15 protein-coding genes and 1 pseudogene are annotated in these 17,247 nt (G+C 35.9%); 13 read left to right on the plus strand and 3 right to left on the minus strand.

Annotated elements, in window-relative coordinates:
• Positions 1–82: 82 nt before the first annotated feature.
• Positions 83–1,342: a dicarboxylate/amino acid:cation symporter gene (locus tag KHA87_RS18765; protein WP_213095717.1), complete on the minus strand. Its 1,260-nt coding sequence runs from the start codon at positions 1,340–1,342 to the stop codon at positions 83–85.
• 526 nt (positions 1,343–1,868) lie between these two features.
• On the opposite strand from KHA87_RS18765, the gene KHA87_RS18770 reads away from it, so the two are divergent.
• The 10 genes and pseudogenes from KHA87_RS18770 (at position 1,869) to KHA87_RS18810 (ending at position 11,464) form a co-directional block, all read left to right on the plus strand.
• Positions 1,869–2,927 carry an NAD(P)/FAD-dependent oxidoreductase gene (locus KHA87_RS18770; RefSeq protein ID WP_249310614.1) on the plus strand — a complete coding sequence of 353 codons (1,059 nt, stop codon included), beginning with the start codon at positions 1,869–1,871 and terminating at the stop codon, positions 2,925–2,927.
• A gap of 765 nt (positions 2,928–3,692) precedes the next feature.
• Positions 3,693–4,094 (plus strand): annotated as a pseudogene (locus KHA87_RS22710) (HAMP domain-containing protein); the annotation flags it as partial.
• Positions 4,092–5,039 carry a methyl-accepting chemotaxis protein gene (locus KHA87_RS22715; protein WP_481748384.1) on the plus strand — a complete coding sequence of 316 codons (948 nt, stop codon included), beginning with the start codon at positions 4,092–4,094 and terminating at the stop codon, positions 5,037–5,039. The pseudogene KHA87_RS22710 and the gene KHA87_RS22715, both read left to right, overlap by 3 nt.
• Positions 5,040–5,182: 143 nt before the next feature.
• On the plus strand, positions 5,183–5,953 hold the full coding sequence (locus KHA87_RS18780) for an isocitrate lyase/PEP mutase family protein (RefSeq protein WP_213095719.1): 771 nt from the start codon (positions 5,183–5,185) through the stop codon (positions 5,951–5,953).
• 23 nt (positions 5,954–5,976) lie between these two features.
• Positions 5,977–6,552, plus strand: a complete 576-nt coding sequence (locus KHA87_RS18785; RefSeq protein ID WP_213095720.1) for a bifunctional transcriptional activator/DNA repair enzyme AdaA — start codon at positions 5,977–5,979, stop codon at positions 6,550–6,552.
• A complete protein-coding gene (locus KHA87_RS18790) occupies positions 6,539–7,459 on the plus strand; it encodes a DNA-3-methyladenine glycosylase family protein (protein ID WP_213095721.1) in 921 nt (306 codons plus the stop codon). Before KHA87_RS18785 ends, KHA87_RS18790 begins: the two co-directional genes overlap by 14 nt.
• Positions 7,440–7,925, plus strand: coding sequence for a methylated-DNA--[protein]-cysteine S-methyltransferase (locus KHA87_RS18795; RefSeq protein WP_213095722.1), 486 nt, complete (start codon positions 7,440–7,442; stop codon positions 7,923–7,925). Before KHA87_RS18790 ends, KHA87_RS18795 begins: the two co-directional genes overlap by 20 nt.
• Positions 7,926–8,436: 511 nt before the next feature.
• Positions 8,437–9,471 carry a SepM family pheromone-processing serine protease gene (locus KHA87_RS18800; protein WP_213095723.1) on the plus strand — a complete coding sequence of 345 codons (1,035 nt, stop codon included), beginning with the start codon at positions 8,437–8,439 and terminating at the stop codon, positions 9,469–9,471.
• Between the two features lie 266 nt (positions 9,472–9,737).
• Complete coding sequence (locus KHA87_RS18805) at positions 9,738–10,412, plus strand: response regulator transcription factor (RefSeq protein ID WP_213095724.1); 675 nt, start codon at positions 9,738–9,740, stop codon at positions 10,410–10,412.
• Entirely contained in the window at positions 10,409–11,464 is a 1,056-nt protein-coding gene (locus KHA87_RS18810) for a sensor histidine kinase (protein WP_213095725.1), read from the plus strand. The genes KHA87_RS18805 and KHA87_RS18810 overlap by 4 nt, the downstream gene beginning before the upstream one ends.
• A gap of 133 nt (positions 11,465–11,597) precedes the next feature.
• Here the strand turns inward: KHA87_RS18810 and KHA87_RS18815 are convergent, their stop codons facing one another.
• The gene (locus KHA87_RS18815) at positions 11,598–12,431 is read right to left on the minus strand and encodes an HAD family hydrolase (protein ID WP_213095726.1); all 834 of its coding nucleotides are present in this window, start codon (positions 12,429–12,431) and stop codon (positions 11,598–11,600) included.
• Between the two features lie 27 nt (positions 12,432–12,458).
• Positions 12,459–13,988 carry a sensor domain-containing diguanylate cyclase gene (locus KHA87_RS18820; RefSeq protein ID WP_213095727.1) on the minus strand — a complete coding sequence of 510 codons (1,530 nt, stop codon included), beginning with the start codon at positions 13,986–13,988 and terminating at the stop codon, positions 12,459–12,461.
• Positions 13,989–14,383: 395 nt separating this feature from the next.
• Here KHA87_RS18820 and dltX point away from each other — a divergent pair, with 395 nt between their 5' ends.
• Genes dltX through dltB form a run of 3 tightly spaced genes read left to right on the plus strand, consistent with a single transcriptional unit; the run spans position 14,384 to position 17,232 of the window.
• Positions 14,384–14,530, plus strand: coding sequence for a teichoic acid D-Ala incorporation-associated protein DltX (dltX, locus tag KHA87_RS18825; protein WP_213095728.1), 147 nt, complete (start codon positions 14,384–14,386; stop codon positions 14,528–14,530).
• Between the two features lie 18 nt (positions 14,531–14,548).
• Positions 14,549–16,069 (plus strand): D-alanine--poly(phosphoribitol) ligase subunit DltA, encoded by a 1,521-nt coding sequence (dltA, locus tag KHA87_RS18830; protein ID WP_213095729.1) that lies wholly within the window; start codon positions 14,549–14,551, stop codon positions 16,067–16,069.
• Entirely contained in the window at positions 16,066–17,232 is a 1,167-nt protein-coding gene (gene dltB / locus KHA87_RS18835) for a D-alanyl-lipoteichoic acid biosynthesis protein DltB (protein ID WP_213095730.1), read from the plus strand. The genes dltA and dltB overlap by 4 nt, the downstream gene beginning before the upstream one ends.
• The last annotated feature ends 15 nt before the right edge of the window (positions 17,233–17,247 follow it).

Below are 17,247 nucleotides of genomic sequence, written 5' to 3' on the forward strand. Positions count from 1 at the left end.
TAAATTACTAAATGAGTTTGTCTATGTCTAGCTACAAGTGAAATTGGCACATCAAATTTCACCAGCGGTCATCTCCGCTTTTTTATGCCCTGGAAAGTAAGGCATTCTTTAGCCAATTTTTCCCCTCTACCATTCTTGTTACCAGCATCGCACAAACTGTATTACCAGTAGAGTTTAATAGGGTTGCAGGAGCATCAATAATGGTGCTTATGACGGCAATGATAGGAAGCACCTCTGCTGGGAAGCCAAACACGCTTAAAATCAGCATTTCTCCAATCATACCTCCACCAGGAATGGCACCCATTACAGCGCCAACTAAAAACGATACAGCAAGAATACTTAAGATACTCGTAATACTTGTCATATCTTTTCCAAACAGACTGAATAAAAATACAATCTTCAGTACCCCACCAAAAACGGAGCCATCTTTATGCGTATTAGCACCTAATGGGACGATTGTTTCTGCAATATCAGTAGGAACCCCCATTTTTTTTACAGCATCAAGATTCACCGGAATACAAGCCGCACTGGAGCAGGTTGCAATTGCTGTAACAGAAGGAGTTATGGCATTTTTCCAAAAAACTTTTATTCCCGTTTTCCCTCCTGCAATAAAAGCATAAAGGGTGAAGAATCCAAAAAAGTAGACTATAGCAAGGACTAAGTAAAGTACAAATGCCCTCGCATAACCTTCCAAAATTTGCGGACCAAGTGCACCGATAACGGAGGCGAAATAACATCCAAGACCTATCGGTGCATAATACATTATAATCTTCACGATTTTCATCATGACGAGAGAGCCTGCTGATAGAAACGCTGCGACAGGCTTTGCTTTTTCTCCAACTAGTGCGGTTGCAAGTCCGAAAATAACGGAAAAGACAATTAGCTGTAGCATATTAGTTCTTGAAAATAATAACGAAAAATCAGAAACAGAAAAGGTGTTTACTAATTGCGAAAGAATCGGCGTCTTCTCATTATCCTTAGTATGATCTGCGGTAGCCATAATATGTTTAATAGAGGAAAGATCGGCATGCTTTAAAGGATTAGCAATCGAAGTTCCCAAGAATCCAAGGATAGCCGCAATGGCTGCCGTTATTAAAAAGACGACAACAATGGAACCCATAATTTTCCCTAATCTTTTCATTCCGTTCATACTTGAGATTGCAGAAGCAATACTGAAAAAGACTAAAGGAACAATGATGGTAAACATTAAATTTAAAAATAAATCACCGAAGGGCTGCACAACGGCTGTTTTAGGACCATAAATAAGACCTGCTGCTCCGCCGATGATAAGGGAGCAAAGAAGGATAATGGTAGACCTATAGTTTTTTAGAAAAATTCCCATAGTTTCACTGCCTTTCATAATATCACAGGAATAATTATCTTATGGTTAATAGGTTTTGGCAATAATAATTTGATTTGAGCAATTTTTACGTGAATATGAAATATAACGAAGAAAATCAAGATTCCGTTTATATTTAAAGGGTCAAAAAATTACCTTGTCGTTGATGAAATGAATATTGCTTATATTTACTTTGGTCCAATTCAATATGTCCTTTAAAGAGGCAAACCAAAAACTAGGCAATCTTCACAAGGTAAAATAGTCACGAGATTTTTGCATTATCCTGCAGGGAAATATGATGTTCAAGTTGAGTACCCTTCCAAGAACAAGTGTGGTTAAGCCTGCGAAACAAAAAAAGAGAAAACCGCTTCTAATGGCAATACCATTTAGAAACGGTTTTTTAAATTGTTTTGGGCAACTAGATCCTATTATAAAGTCTTAGTGGTAATCATTTGGGCAGTCAGCTAATACTCTTTAATAAAATAGGATAAAGAATTAGCATATAAATACCTTTCTGGAGGGAAATACAATGGAAAACCTCAAGATAATGGATATTATAACACCTACTAATAAGGGATATAATGTTAAAAAGGTAATAAGTAGAGGTGCTTCTATGGATCGTGATAAACATTACAGTAAGTTTAACAATGTATTTCCTGATGGAGTATTTGATGCACTTAACAGAAAAACAGAACCGGAAGTCCATGATTGCATCATTGTTGGCGGAGGAATTGCTGGACTGCAAGCGGCTATTCAATTAGGAAGGTATTGTCATAATGTGCTTGTGATTGATTCCAATTATGGACGTTCAAATTTATGTCATGCCTATCACAATATTATAGGCTGGCCAGACGGTGTAAGCGGACCATTTCTTAGAGAAACAGGAAAGTCGCAGGCGGAACAATTAGGAGTTAAATTCATCGAGGATGAAGCGGTACAGATAGTAAAACAGGGCGGGCAATTTATTCTTCACTCCAAAACCAACTCAACCTTTTATGCAAAAAGGATTTTAATCGCAACTGGGGTAATGGATAGACTGCCGAAATTTCCTAATCTCTATCCTTGTCTTGGAATCAGTGTCTATGTATGCCCGGATTGTGATGGTTATGAAGTGAAGGATAAGCGTGCGCTCGTCCTCGGTTCGGGAAATGTAGGGGCAAACATGGCATTAACGCTAACCTATTGGACGGATGACCTTATTTATATTAATCATGAAAAGGGAGCAATAGATGCAACTATACGGAAACAATTAAAGGATAAGAAAATTAAACTATATCAAGAAGCAATAAAAGAAATCATAGCAGATGGTTCTACCATACAAGGAGTTCACTTAGAAAACGGACAGAAAATAGCGGCAAATCGGGCGTTTGTTGCGTTCGGAGGCAATGAGGTACATTCTTCTATTGTTAGAGAGTTAGGTGTGAAGCTTCACCAAAACAAGCATATTCTCGTCGACCCAAGAACCAAAATGACGAATATTGAATATGTATGGGCGGCAGGTGACGTTGTTGCCCATTCGGAACAAGTAACGATAGCAATGGGTGAAGGCCTGCAAGCAGCGATTTGGATACATAAGAGTCTAATTTGAAAATGTTTAACAAGACAATGGATGTGAACGTCATAATGGCATCTGAGTATAGAGAACACCAGATCCGTTATCTGTGACAAAAGGGGTTATTTCTAAGAGTTTGCGGACACTCGTTCCTTTATTTAGTATAAAAGCAGTGATTTCCATTTGTTATTTTTGAAATAACGTACCCTGTGTCTTATTACTACTTAAATTTGCCTCATTTAATAAAAATAACGGATTCTCTGTTCGCATTGGAAGTATTATTTGTTCATACATGCTTTTTTTACCGTAATCTATTGTTGTAGATAATTCCCCGCATTATTGGAACCCTTATGCACCCTTTTTGTACCCCAAAAACAAAACGAAAACTTAATAATATGTAAATACTTCCTTAATATAGTTCGTTTTAAATAGACTTTAATAGTTCTAAAGACACATTTGACGAGAGAGTGAACAGAGATGAGAAAACTAAGGGGTTTCGATTGGAAGAATATGAAACTGCGCTCCATTTTAATTTTTCCAATTATTGCAGTCATTATTATGTCTTCCTCTGTAATTGCAATCATCAGCTATGAAAAAAACAAACAGTTAAAACAACAGGCTGTCGAACAGCAATTAACTTCATCTGCTGAAGTCATGACAGAAAAAATAACCATGTTAAAAGCAACAGTACCAAAGGAAGAATTTAATCGGAAGCTTTCTTATGCTTTAACATTGACACGAAATAATTATAAAAATAGCAATTTAGCACCAATCCAATTCAAACTTACTAACACAGGGAAAATGGAAAATTTCAATGGTTTCAAATACAATCCTCCTAATTTGCCGGAAACGGTAAAGAAACAAATACATAAGCTTGGAAAAGGAGTATATCATTATAAAGGACTAACGTTTGCTTTTGCGAATCAAGTAGAATTGGGTGATGAAATATATATCATTGCTTTAAAAGATAAAGAGTACCTACAACCGGTTATTCAGTATCGAAATTTGTTGCTTGTTATCACAATCATAACCATTTTTCTCGCTTGCGGGGTTGGTTTTTTTACCATTCAAAATGTGGTCAATCCCATTACTAGATTAAAAGAAACAATGGAACAGGTATCGAAGGGGAATTTATATACTAGGTTAGAAAAAACACCTATAAGCAAAGAATTGCAGGACCTTACAGAAGGGTTTAATCAAATGATTAACAGCGTGAATACATTAATTGAGCATATTGAAGGGAGCGCAAAGCATATTACCCATTCTTCTGAAAAATTAAGTGTAACATCCTTATCGACTAAAGAAATATCAGAACAAATAACGTTAGCAATTAGTCAGGTGGCGAGCGGAACGGATATACAGGTCGAGGCAGCTTCTCAGGCATCTAATCTTGTCTTAAGGATATCGGAAGGCATGGAATTGGTAGGGAAATCCATTGAAAAAGTGGAGGAATCTTTGGACAGAGCTAAGGAAAAAGCTAAGACAGGAAATGAACTGGTAGAGAAAACAGTGGAACAAATGGGTTTGGTTAAGAAAACAATTGGAGATTCTTCTGAAAAAATTAATGCATTAGACCAAAATTCTATACATATCGACCAAATTGTGAATATGATTAGTGAAATCGCTAATCAAACCAATCTACTCTCCTTAAACGCTACAATAGAGGCTGCCCGGGCTGGAGAACATGGAAAAGGGTTTGCTGTTGTGGCTGGCGAGATTAGAAAATTAGCGGACCAGTCGGGAAACGCAGCAATGAAAATTAAGGAACTTACGGACGAGATTCGGAAAGTAATTATTCAAGCAGTGGATTCTATGACTAGTGGAGGAATTGTATTAGAGGAAGGGATTAAAAGGGTTCAAGGAACGGAGAATGCGTTTGCAGAAATTGTTTCCGCCATTTCAGATGTATATAATGAGTCAAAAGGAGTTTCGGACATTGCCCTTCAAGTAAATGAACAGATGAAAATAATGATTGAAGACATGAATCAAATTTCCAATACGTCCGAACAATTTGCGGGTAGTATGCAGTACATTAAAGCAGCAACGGAACAGCAGAAAGATTCCATGGATGATGTAGCGGTAGAGGCAGAAGCATTTCATCAATTGGCGATGGAACTTGTGAAGGTCATGAAAATGGTAAAAGTATAAAAATAGATGTAAAAAGAAGCTTATCAAAACATAAGCTTCTTTTTTATAATTCATTTAGCAGACCATAACAGCAAGAATGAGGACGAAATGAATGTAGATTCCTTGTTAAAATGGGGTACAACAAATAACGAGGAGGCATTAACATGAATAAAATTCAACAATTCAATAAGCTGCATACATCAGAGGATATTCTATTTTTAGGAAATGCTTGGGATCTACTTTCTGCATTAACCCTTGAAAAAGTAGGATTTAATGCGATTGGTACGACAAGTTGGGGAATTGCAAACTCACTAGGATATGCAGATGGAGAATTAATTGATTTTGACAGACACTTGGGGATTATTAAATCGATAGCTGAAAATGTAAGCATACCTGTATCAGCAGACATTGAGGCAGGGTATGGAGAGAACCTAAATACGATTGTAGAAAATGTTTTAAAAACGGCAGATGTAGGCGTAGCGGGCATTAATATGGAGGATTCTTTGATAAATCAAAAGGGTCTTCGAGATATCTCAGATCACTGTAAGATTTTATCAAAGATGAGATCCGCATTAGATGAACATGGTTTTAAGGATTTTTATATAAATGCGAGAACAGATACTTATTTTCAAGGGGAAAATCCGCTTATAGAGACCATTGATAGAGCAAAAGCGTATGTGGAAAGCGGTGCAAGCGGGATATTTGTTCCTGGCCTAACTCGTGAGGAAGAAATAAAGGAAATTGTGTCCAATATTAATGCTCCTTTAAACGTATTATCTTTACCTGGACTTACAAATTGTAATAAGCTTAAAGCATTAGGAGTGAAGCGGTTTAGCTTTGGAAATGCATTATCAGACAAGGTTATTGCCTTTTTGGAAAAAAACGCCGCACAATTGCTGGATTTAAAGGATTCCGCCATCTTATATGAGGAATAGCTTTAGAAAGGATGGGATGTTAAATGAAGGATCGTATCAATCTTTCTTTTGATGAGATGTGGGAAAAAATCATGGCATGCGACTGTAAATATGATGGATTGTTTTACACGGCTGTTAAAACAACCAGAATATACTGCCGTCCATCCTGTCGGTCAAGGAAACCGAAAAAAGTGAATGTAGAATTTTATCAAAGCATCGAGGAAGTAGAGAACGCTGGATTCCGGGCTTGCAAGCGATGTCAGCCGGAGGTAGAGCATTCCCCGCATATCGACCTTGTCAGAAATGTCATTTCTTTTTTAATTAATCACTATAAGCAAAGAATTGTATTACAGGATGTTGTCGATTATGTCGGAGTCAGTCCCTTTTATTTAGAGAGACTTTTTAAACAGGAAACAAAGGAAACGCCGCGAACCTACCTGGATAAGATTCGAGTAGATAAAGCAAGCTATCTTCTAAAAAACACCACTTTAACGAATCTAGAAATTTGCTATGAAGTTGGATTTCAAAGCCCATCCAATTTTTATAAAGTATTTCGCAATGTGAAAGATTGCTCTCCAAGTGAGTATCGAAGTAAGGAGCAACATTATGAAATGGGCTGATCAAGAAACATACTTAGATATTTTTCCGCCTAAGGAATTTAATTTTGAAGAGTGCCTCGTGTATTTAGGAAGATCCGAACAAGAAGCATTACATCAGATAAAAAATCAAGAGGTTTATAAACTGTTAAAAATAAATCATCAGTTGATTTTATTTAAAATCAGGAAATCAATTCACTCTTTACGAATTGAATTTCCTAATGGAGCTCCGTCCGAAAATATTCGTCGACAAGTTGCCGACTATGTTTGGGAATGGTTTGATTTAGATACAGACTTAACAAACTTTTATATAATGTCTCAGTCAGATAAAATTCTAGAACCGATTGTTCAAAAGTATAGTGGGTTACGTATCATGGGCATACCAGACCTCTTTGAAGCATTAGTTTGGGCCATTATCGGTCAGCAAATCAATCTAACCTTTGCCTATACATTAAAGAAACGGTTTGTGGAGCAGTTTGGTGAAAGCCTTTCCTTTGAAGGAGAAATCTACTGGGTTCATCCGACTTTTCAAAAAATCGCTTCCTTAGAAGTAGAGGATCTTAGAGGGCTTCAATTTACTATGAGAAAGGCAGAGTATGTAATTGGTATTGCCGAAGCGATGACTAGTGGAGAATTAAGTAAGGAGGCCTTACTTAAAAACCAAGATTTTCAGGCAATGCACAAATCCTTGACAGCGATTCGTGGAGTTGGGGCATGGACTGCAGACTACGTATTAATGAAATGTCTGCATCATCCGGCGGCCTTTCCAATAGCTGATGTCGGTCTCCATAATGCATTAAGGCTACAATTAAGACTAAATCGGAAACCTTCTATTGAGGAGATAAGAGAAATAGCAATAAACTGGGAAGGTTGGCAAGCATATGCTACTTTCTATTTATGGAGGTCTTTATATGAACAACAAGCTATATAAACTAGATTATTCCTCACCTCTCGGAGTTATCGAGATCGCAGGGACGGCAGAAGCTGTATATTCCATCTTATTTAAGGATGAAAATTCGATTGAACGTAAATTACGGGATGATACTCCAGAGGTATTGAAGAATTGCTACACACAGCTGGATGAATATTTCAAAGGAACTCGGCAAGATTTCAATCTTCCTTATATCCTAGAAGGAACGGATTTTCAAAAGACAGTCTGGAATGCGTTAACGCAAATCCCTTTTGCAAAAACAGGCTCTTATAAGGATATTGCTGTTTCAATAGGGAATGAAAAAGCGGTCCGGGCTGTGGGAAGTGCAAACGGAAAGAATAAGCTAAGCATTATCGTTCCTTGCCATCGGATTGTCGGATCGAATGGAACATTGACCGGTTATGCAGGCGGACTGTGGCGAAAGGAATGGCTCTTAGAGCATGAAAAAGCTTTTGCAAAAAAATAATGGAACAAAAGACCGTTTTTTAGATAAAATGGTCTTTTATTATGTAAATTTAATGCTTAGTTAAAAGAAACAGCCTGATTTTCATATGTAATGTCACAAATTGATAGGCTATCAGCCCGAAACATCATTAAAACGGCACGAAAAAACCTACAAATAACCTGAATTATGTATAATTACCTATAAAGACTGGTATAAAACGCTAACTAAGACCGAACCACAAGTGTCACTTTTTTCTCATCATCCTTTAATCATCCTATGTTAAAATTTTTACCATAGTGGTTTCCAAAAGTCTCTTTTCCTAGACTGTGTTGCTTTTATCTTATAAACCATTTTTTTGGGGCAAAGAATCAATAACCTATATAAGAAAAAATACCCCAATGCGAAAAAAACCAATCTACTCGATAATAGCTTTCCAAAAATAAAAGGAACTTCCGAACAGCAAAACGAATTTAATAGGAAGGGATTGCATACCCTTACGACAAGACAGAATTTACCTAGAAAGGAACGAACCATGAATAAATTCCTTAGAAGAAAATCAACCTTTGCGATTTTTATCATAGGGGCAGTACTTATTATTGGCCTTTTTATTCCTACTCCTTATTATTTAGAACAGCCTGGCTCTGTTGAAGCCCTGTCACCACGGGTAACCGTTGAAAATGGTCATAAGGATGAAAAAGGGAATTTGTATTTAACAACGGTGCTTTCCACAAAAGCAACGAATGTATATCTTTATTTGTACGGTTTAGTAGCTCCGCATACGCAAATGGAGAAAGCCGTAGATGTAAAAGGTGATATGAGCGATGAAGAGTATAATCGACTACTAGAGCATATGATGAGTTCCTCTCAGCAAAATGCGATTGTTTCCGGTTTAAAAGCTGCCGGGGAACAGGTAACCATCCGGAATAATGGAGTATTTGTGTATTCTGTGCTTCCGGATTCAAAAGCAAAAGGCACCATAATGGTTGGAGATGTTATTCATTCCGTTGATGGGCATCCGGTTAAAAAGTCTATGGATTTCATCAACTACCTGTATAAGAAAAAAGCTGGGGATAAAGTTACTATCGGTTGGACCCATGATGGTCAGAACTTAAAGAAATCTATTGAGTTAGTTACACTTGATAAAAAAACAAATCGAGCTGGCATCGGAATTGTTCCGGAGGATGAAGTTACCATCCAGCCTTCGCGAAAAATTAATATCAATGCCTCCGACATTGGCGGTCCTTCTGCCGGTCTTATGTTCTCGTTAGAAATATATAATCAATTAGTTTCAGGTGATTTAACGAGAGGTTACCAAATTGCAGGAACGGGAACCATCGATCAAAATGGGAATGTAGGACAAATTGGCGGAATTCGTGACAAAATTGTTGCTGCCCATAAAGCAGGTATAGATATTTTCTTCTGTCCAGCTGATATCCAAAAGGGCGATACTAATGAAAAGGACATTAAGGATGAGGCACGTAAGCTTGGATATAAAATAAAGATTGTTCCAGTTAAAACAATGACGGATGCTGTTCATTACTTGGAAAAACTGCAGCCGAAGAAGTAAAGTAAGCAAAGTCTCTTTTCTAAAATTATCATCCTAATTTAAGTAAGGAATCAAAAAGTTTCATAAGAAAAGATGCCTCGAAACTAAGGCACTTTAGCATTTAAACGAAAAGCTAAAATTAATTTAAAAAAAATTAGCAATTACGGGCCTTGAAAAAAGGGCCCGTTTTGAATTTCGTTCATATTCAGTTCATATAACAGTTATATATTTATTGCATATTAAAGCAAATGATAAAAAGTAATGAATAGATGAAAAGGGGAAAAGAAATGACCAAAGTAATGGTAGTAGATGACGACCCACATATTCGTGAACTAGTAGCATTATTTTTAAAAAAAGAGGGCTTGAAAATATATGAGGCTTCAGATGGTGTGCAAGCCCTTCAAATTTTAGAAGTTGTAAAAATAGAATTAGTTGTTCTGGATATTATGATGCCTAACATGGATGGCTGGGAATTATGTAAAGAGCTCCGAGAATATTATGATATTCCTATTTTAATGTTAACAGCGAAAGGGGAAACGACTCAAAAGATAAAGGGCTTTGAACTCGGGGCGGACGATTATTTAGTGAAGCCGTTTGAGCCGTTAGAATTAGTGGCAAGGGTGAAGGTATTATTAAAACGCTACCAAATTACAATTTCCCAAACAATCGAGATTGGCGGGCTGAAGCTCAATAGAAAAACATACGAAGTTTCCTTTGGGGAAAAAAGCTTAACATTGCCTCTAAAGGAATTTGAGCTTCTCTTTAAATTGGCAAGCTATCCAGGTAAGACTTTCTCCAGGGAACAGTTAATTGAGGAAATTTGGGGATATGACTATGAGGGGGATGAGCGTACTGTTGATGTTCATATCAAGAGGCTGCGCGAAAAGTTTTCGGAGGATCAGCATGCATTAAAAATAAGAACCATCAGAGGTCTTGGGTATAGATTAGAGGTGCACTCATGAGACAGCCACGTGCTTGGGAGGTCATTTTATTTATCCTTGGTATGCTTTTCCTAGTATTGTTGATGAACTCTGCTGCATATTTTATTTGCATATATTTCTTCCGTATGCAGCATTGGTATTCATCTGGTTATCTATTTCAGATTATAACTACTATATTTGGTATCATCCTATTTGGCATTACGGTATATATCATTTCTAATTCCACTAGAAAAAGGCATCTTGCACTTTGGGAAGCAATTATTGATGCACTTAGAAAAATAGCTAGAGGTGATTTTAATATTCAATTGAATTTTCAAAGAAGAGATCATCAATTTTTAAGCCTTGTAGAGAACATTAATCATATGGCGAGGCAGCTTCAGCAAATGGAGGAGATGCGTCAGGAGTTTATTTCGAATGTTTCCCACGAAATTCAATCCCCGCTTACTTCCATTAGAGGCTTTGCACGTGCATTGCAGCATGAAGGCATTGATAAAGAAGAAAGTCGGCATTATTTAGAGGTAATTGAGTCAGAAAGTAACCGTCTTTCAAAAATAAGTGATAATTTATTGAAGCTTACCTCTTTAGAATCACATAATCACCCTTTTGAAAGAAAGCATTACCGATTGGATAAGCAAATTAGAAATATTGTACTTACTTGTGAACCGCATTGGGTGGAAAAAAATCTCGAAATGGAAGTTTCTTTAGAAGAAGCCTTTGTATTTGCAGATGAAGATTTATTAAGCCAAGTATGGATTAATTTAATTCATAATAGCATTAAGTTTACTCCTCCTGACGGTCAGATCCATATCTGTCTGCAAAAAGGACCAACCGAAGTATCTGTTAGCATATCTGATTCTGGGATCGGGATTTCTCATGAGGAACAAATGCATATTTTTGAGCGGTTCTATAAGGCAGATAAGTCAAGAACACGAACAATAGGCGGCAGTGGTCTTGGACTTTCTATTGTCAAAAAAATAGTGGAGATGCATGAAGGGGAAATATCCGTCCATAGCCAAGTTGGGAAAGGGACCTCATTTACTGTGTCTTTACCCAATTGGAAAGATAAAAAATGAGTGTCCTTGAAAGTAATCGAAGTTATATCTTACCTGACTGTTTGGTTAGTCTTAAAATAACTGCAATAGAAGTAGCAAGAGCAGATGTCCATGAAAAAGGAGCATGATGATTGATAGAGCTCCTTTTTACCTCCTATTGTATATTCCTTAATACATCTAACATCCCCAATAGATTATTCACTATTACATCTGCATCAGAAGGTTTACTAATTCCGTGAGGGTCAATCAAAAGAGTTTTGCACCCTAAAGCTTTAGCGGGGAATATATCATTGATTGCATTATCCCCTATACTCAGTATATTTTCATAGTGTACAGTGTATTTTTCCTGAATGCACTGGATATGCTGTTTGGTTTTGATGGGTTTTTGACCATTAAATACTTTATCTGTAAATATAGATGAAAATCCTAATTTATCTAGAATGACTTCGCTGTCCTGTCTAGGGGAATTAGTGATTAAAACTAGTTTCTTAGATTGAGAAAGTCTGATCAGTATCTCCTTGAATCCATTCATTCGCGTTAATATATAACTTGGTGACATCATATAATTCCGCGTTTCCATAAAGGATTGCTCTGCTAGCTCCTTTGTCAATCCATAATGCCTTGCAATGGCAGCTGGCACCCACCAAAGATCTCCGATATGGAAAAGAGAGTGGAAGTTAAACTGAATTGGTTCCTTGTATCGTTCAGCAATCTCAACATTAGCAACCTTTTTCCCATCCCATCGATAGGCTTCTAAGATGTGCCCATCTCGATAGTTTAATATTAAATCATTTTCAGCATCATAGCTCATTCCCATTTTTAACGGATGTCTTCCTTCTAATACTGCTTTGTAATCAGCATTAAAGGCATCTTTATTGGTTGGTTCTAACTTCTCACAGAGAGCTTTTGCATAAAAATCAAAATGATGTGTATCGTCATATAGTGTACCATCGAGGTCAAAAATAACTACTTTTATATCCTTAAACAATGTAAAAAATCCCTTTCGTTCTATATTTTAAAGGCTGCTTTCGTATGGATTGTTGCTTTTTATTAAAGCTTTCTCTTTATACATTTCCCTATCAGCATAATCTATTATTTCTTGAAGAGAAATGTTTTCAGTAGAATCATAATAGAAAAGTCCATGACTGACGGATATAGTATAAGGCTTCCATTTTTTTGCGTTTTCTTCCTTTAATAACTCAACTATTTCCGTCCAAATTTTTTCTGCATGGTTCGTATGTTTGTCCATAAATGCAATAATAAATTCATCCCCACCGTAGCGAAAAATAATATCCTGGATGTCTAATCTAGACTTAATAATAGTACAAACCGTTTTAACAAGATAATCTCCTTCCGGGTGTCCATAATGATCATTTACTTGTTTAAGGTTATTAATATCGATAAATAATAATACAAATTGAGCTTTCTCTATCTTAGATTTCAGGATAATATTATGTAAAATCTCCATTCCCTTTCGTCTATTTAAAACTCCGGTTAGCATATCGGTAGTTGCGTACATTTCCAGCTCCGCTTCTATTTTTTTGAGATCCGTAATGTCTGTTACTCCCATTAGTACGCATTCACTATGCATATAATCTATCAATTTATAATTAACTAATACCCACTTTTTGGATCCGACAGCCGTTTTTTGTTCTACTAAATAGTTATCTAAAAATCCTTCCGTTTTCAATTGTTTCATAATGGAGGCTCTTTCTTCCTCGCTAGAATAGAGAAGAACAGCGTCAAAGGAATCTAATTCTTCCTTTTTAACAGAATAAAAATCAAGAGCCTTGTCGTTTGCTAATATAATTTTTCCATCTTCCAAACTAATAAGAATAAGTGGATACGGATTTACATTAAAAAGATGGTGCAAATTTTGCTCCCCGTTTTGTATGACCAGTTGATTATGGAAGTCTTTTTTTCGGTAAATATAAAGTGCTGAATTAATAATAAAGGCAATAACAGCTGTTCCTGTTGAGTTAATTTGTTTTGAAATGAAATCATATTCTGCGTTATCATTAAAATGAGATATACCGATTAAAAAAATAATGTGGGTACATAAAAGAATAAAAAAGAAATGCTTTGGGCGAATTGGAAAAAAGGCAGCTACACCTATCAGAATAATAATATATGCATAGATATTCCCATTTAGCTGTTGGCTATTAATAGAAGCTAATGCACCACCCATTATATATGAAAAAATATAGATATATATGGTTATCGTTATCCAGATGGAATGTTGAACCTTCTCACTTCTGAAAATGTTATGTATAAATAGAAAAACAATGGAGAGTATAAAGCCATTTAAATGAATGCCTGCTAATATAAATGGAAAATTGTTTTCCGGGACATCTTTAAATAATAAAAGGTCAGAGTAAAAAAAATAAACGAATAAAAAAGGCAGAATAATGGAAGTGTATTTGATTCTGGATAACAAAAGAATATTATTGGAAATAGTAAATGCCGTATTACCTCTAATATCCTCATCAACATGATTGCGTTTGATTTTTGAAGTGAATGAACATTTTGATGATAAATTCCTCAAAGAAGTACCGTCCTTTAATTTTACAATTGTACTTATTCCACTGAATAGTATATGAAACGAACATTAAAATAGCAATTGACAAAAAAAGTATTTTCAAAGTAGTATAAAATGCTGAGTTCCTTATTCGTGAAAATGTATATTCTGTGACAAACAAACTATTTTAGATAAAAAAACTTAAATTAGTCTTAAAATAATTGAACTTTTTTAATGATTTTTTCATCCTTTTTTCATGAAACTATTTTAAGATGAAATACGTCTATTAGATATTGTAAAAAAACTGTAAACAAAAAACAGTTTCTGACAAAAATATCTAATTAATAAATGGTTACCCTAATGAATGATGTCTCTATAACAAGGACTATATAAGGGAATTAAGCTTGAAAGGGTGCTTTTCTATGAAGAAGCCAAAAAAGAAGCCAGAAAACATTGGTTTGTGGTGGAGTCTTCGCACATTGTATTATTTGCTCATTCTGATTTTACTTGTGTTGATTTATGGATTTCATGATATGAGTGCAGGCCCATTTATATATAGCGAATTTTAATGACCAGGAGGAGAAACGATGAACATAATTAAATCAGTGCAACAATTGGCTGTTATGTATCCTGATCGATCTGCATTTATAAATCGAGATGATTCTGTCACGTATGGGGAATTGTGGGATCAGTCCAACCGATTAGCAACCTATATTAAGAAGCATGCAGAACAGCAGCGCTCTCCAATTATTGTATATGGTCATATGGCACCTGAAATGGTGATTTCCTTTCTAGGAAGTGTAAAAGCTGGACATCCATATATTCCAGTGGACGTTTCGATACCGATAGATCGAGTAAAGCGAATATTAGAAAGCTCCAAAGCGGAATTTTTCTTAGTTACGGAGGAAATAGAGAGCTCTTATTTTGAAAGCTATCCAATCAAAATGATTCAAAGTGAGGAGCTCCACCATATCTTAAGCAGGCATACAGATGAGGCATCGGAAGAGAACTGGGTAAAAGAAGAGGATACTTTTTATATTATCTATACATCTGGAAGTACAGGAAATCCAAAGGGTGTGCAAATTACAACGAATAATTTACACAGTTATGTGAAGTGGATGTTGGAGGATTTCCCCATCGAGGAACATAGGGTTTTCTTAAATCAAGCGCCATTTTCCTTTGATTTATCAGTAATGGATCTTTATCCATCCCTTTGTACTGGAGGTACACTTTTGGCGATTACAAAGGATATGATTGCAAACCCAAAACTGCTTTTCGAGGAGTTAAAACGATCTAATATCCATGTTTGGACATCTACTCCGTCTTTCGCCCAAATGTGCTTGATGGAACCTTCCTTTACGAACGAAATGCTTCCAAACCTTGAAGTGTTTTTGTTTTGTGGTGAGGTTCTCTCCGCAGAGGTTGCGCGCCAATTAAAGGAAAGATTTCCTCGTGCGAGAGTCTTTAACTTATATGGCCCAACGGAAGCCACTGTTGCCATAACAATGGTCGAGGTAACGGATAAATTATTAGCGGAACACTCCATTCTTCCAATTGGATTTTGTAAGAGAGATACAAGACTATTAATTGTGGATGAAGACGGTAAGCAGCTTCCAGAGGGAGAAAAAGGCGAGATGATAATTGTTGGACCAAGTGTAAGTATTGGCTACTTGGGAGAAAAAGAGCTGACAAATAAATCTTTCTTTATCAAGGATGGAGAGAGAGCTTATAAAACAGGCGATGCTGGGTTTGAAAAAAATGGATTGTTCTATTATCAAGGAAGACTTGATTTTCAAGTCAAAGTGCATGGATACCGTATGGAGTTAGAAGAAATTGAGTATAACATTGCGAAATCCCAATTTGTTGAGGCTTGTGTAGTGGTGCCAGTTTACAAGGATGGTAAAGTGGATTATTTATCAGCAATGATTGTTCCCGGGAAGCATTCTTTCGAAAAAGAGTACCAATTAACAGGTGCGATTAAGAAAGAACTTTCTAAGCTTTTACCAGCCTATATGGTACCTAGAAAATTTTCTTATACACATAGTTTGCCAATGACACCAAACGGTAAGGTAGATCGCAAGAAACTATCTGCAGAGGTAATGGCATGATTCCGTACGAAAAATTTGTCTTTTTCTTGATTATAGCAATCCTTTTATTACCAACGATTATTATGGGCCTTAAGGGTAAACAATCCAGATCCTATAATATGGTAATCACGGTTATCATGTTAGCAATTATTTTTGCTAACAGCTTAATGGGGATTGTTTCTTTAATTGTATACACCATATGGCAGGTTTTATTGGTCAAAGGTTATGCAACATACCGGCAAAAGGAAAATAAAACATCTATCTTTGTTTGGGCAGTGGTAGGATCCATCTTGCCATTAGCCCTAGTTAAGATTTTCCCCTTTCTGGGAATTAATCATCTGATTGGTTTCTTAGGGATTTCTTATCTAACCTTTAAAGCTGTGCAAATGATTATGGAGATTAGAGATGGTCTTATAAAAAATGATATACCTTTAAAAGATTTTCTATATTTTCTTTTGTTTTTTCCAACCATTTCATCAGGTCCCATTGATCGCTGGCGAAGATTTCAGAAAGATAATGTAGCTGTACCAACAAAGGAACAATATTATGAGCTCTTATATTTAGGAATTAACAAGATATTTAAAGGATTTTTATATAAATTTATTATCGCTTATTTGCTTCATCATTATTTGATTAGTTATTTGCCAAGTAATCCTTATGTGCCTTTATCGCCATTACTAGGAAATATAATGTATATGTACTCATATAGTTTATATTTATTCTTTGATTTTGCAGGATACAGTGCTTTTGCAATTGGAGTCAGTTATTTAATGGGAATAAAGACTCCGGAAAACTTTAATGCCCCATTTATCAGCAGGAATATAAAGGATTTCTGGAATAGATGGCATATGACATTGTCATTCTGGTTCCGGGATTATGTATATATGCGATTTGTACTTTGGATGACAAAGAAAAAATGGATCCGTGATCGCTATACTACTTCAAATATAGGCTACACTTTATTATTTTTAATTATGGGCTTTTGGCATGGGATTGCCGTCCAATATATTGTTTACGGACTCTATATGGCTGCTCTAATGATTGGCTTTGACTATTTCGACAGATGGAACAGAAAGCATAAATTTTGGCCGAAAAATAAAGTTACGCATGTAATTTCCGTCATTATCACATTTCACTTTGTTTGTTTCGGTTTATATATCTTTTCAGGACAATTATTTCGTTAAAGGAGATTAAGTATT

The organism is Bacillus sp. FJAT-49736 (assembly GCF_018343615.1).
Lineage (GTDB): Bacteria > Bacillota > Bacilli > Bacillales > Bacillaceae_C > Margalitia.

What these genes read in the sequence shown, in the direction of transcription:
- KHA87_RS18765 (WP_213095717.1), bottom strand. Translation starts at nt 1,342, where the DNA reads ATGGGAATTTTTCTAAAAAACTATAGGTCTACCATTATCCTTCTTTGC.
- KHA87_RS18770 (WP_249310614.1), top strand. Translation starts at nt 1,869, where the DNA reads ATGGAAAACCTCAAGATAATGGATATTATAACACCTACTAATAAGGGA.
- KHA87_RS22715 (WP_481748384.1), top strand. Translation starts at nt 4,092, where the DNA reads ATGATTAACAGCGTGAATACATTAATTGAGCATATTGAAGGGAGCGCA.
- KHA87_RS18780 (WP_213095719.1), top strand. Translation starts at nt 5,183, where the DNA reads ATGAATAAAATTCAACAATTCAATAAGCTGCATACATCAGAGGATATT.
- KHA87_RS18785 (WP_213095720.1), top strand. Translation starts at nt 5,977, where the DNA reads ATGAAGGATCGTATCAATCTTTCTTTTGATGAGATGTGGGAAAAAATC.
- KHA87_RS18790 (WP_213095721.1), top strand. Translation starts at nt 6,539, where the DNA reads ATGAAATGGGCTGATCAAGAAACATACTTAGATATTTTTCCGCCTAAG.
- KHA87_RS18795 (WP_213095722.1), top strand. Translation starts at nt 7,440, where the DNA reads ATGAACAACAAGCTATATAAACTAGATTATTCCTCACCTCTCGGAGTT.
- KHA87_RS18800 (WP_213095723.1), top strand. Translation starts at nt 8,437, where the DNA reads ATGAATAAATTCCTTAGAAGAAAATCAACCTTTGCGATTTTTATCATA.
- KHA87_RS18805 (WP_213095724.1), top strand. Translation starts at nt 9,738, where the DNA reads ATGACCAAAGTAATGGTAGTAGATGACGACCCACATATTCGTGAACTA.
- KHA87_RS18810 (WP_213095725.1), top strand. Translation starts at nt 10,409, where the DNA reads ATGAGACAGCCACGTGCTTGGGAGGTCATTTTATTTATCCTTGGTATG.
- dltX (WP_213095728.1), top strand. Translation starts at nt 14,384, where the DNA reads ATGAAGAAGCCAAAAAAGAAGCCAGAAAACATTGGTTTGTGGTGGAGT.
- dltA (WP_213095729.1), top strand. Translation starts at nt 14,549, where the DNA reads ATGAACATAATTAAATCAGTGCAACAATTGGCTGTTATGTATCCTGAT.
- dltB (WP_213095730.1), top strand. Translation starts at nt 16,066, where the DNA reads ATGATTCCGTACGAAAAATTTGTCTTTTTCTTGATTATAGCAATCCTT.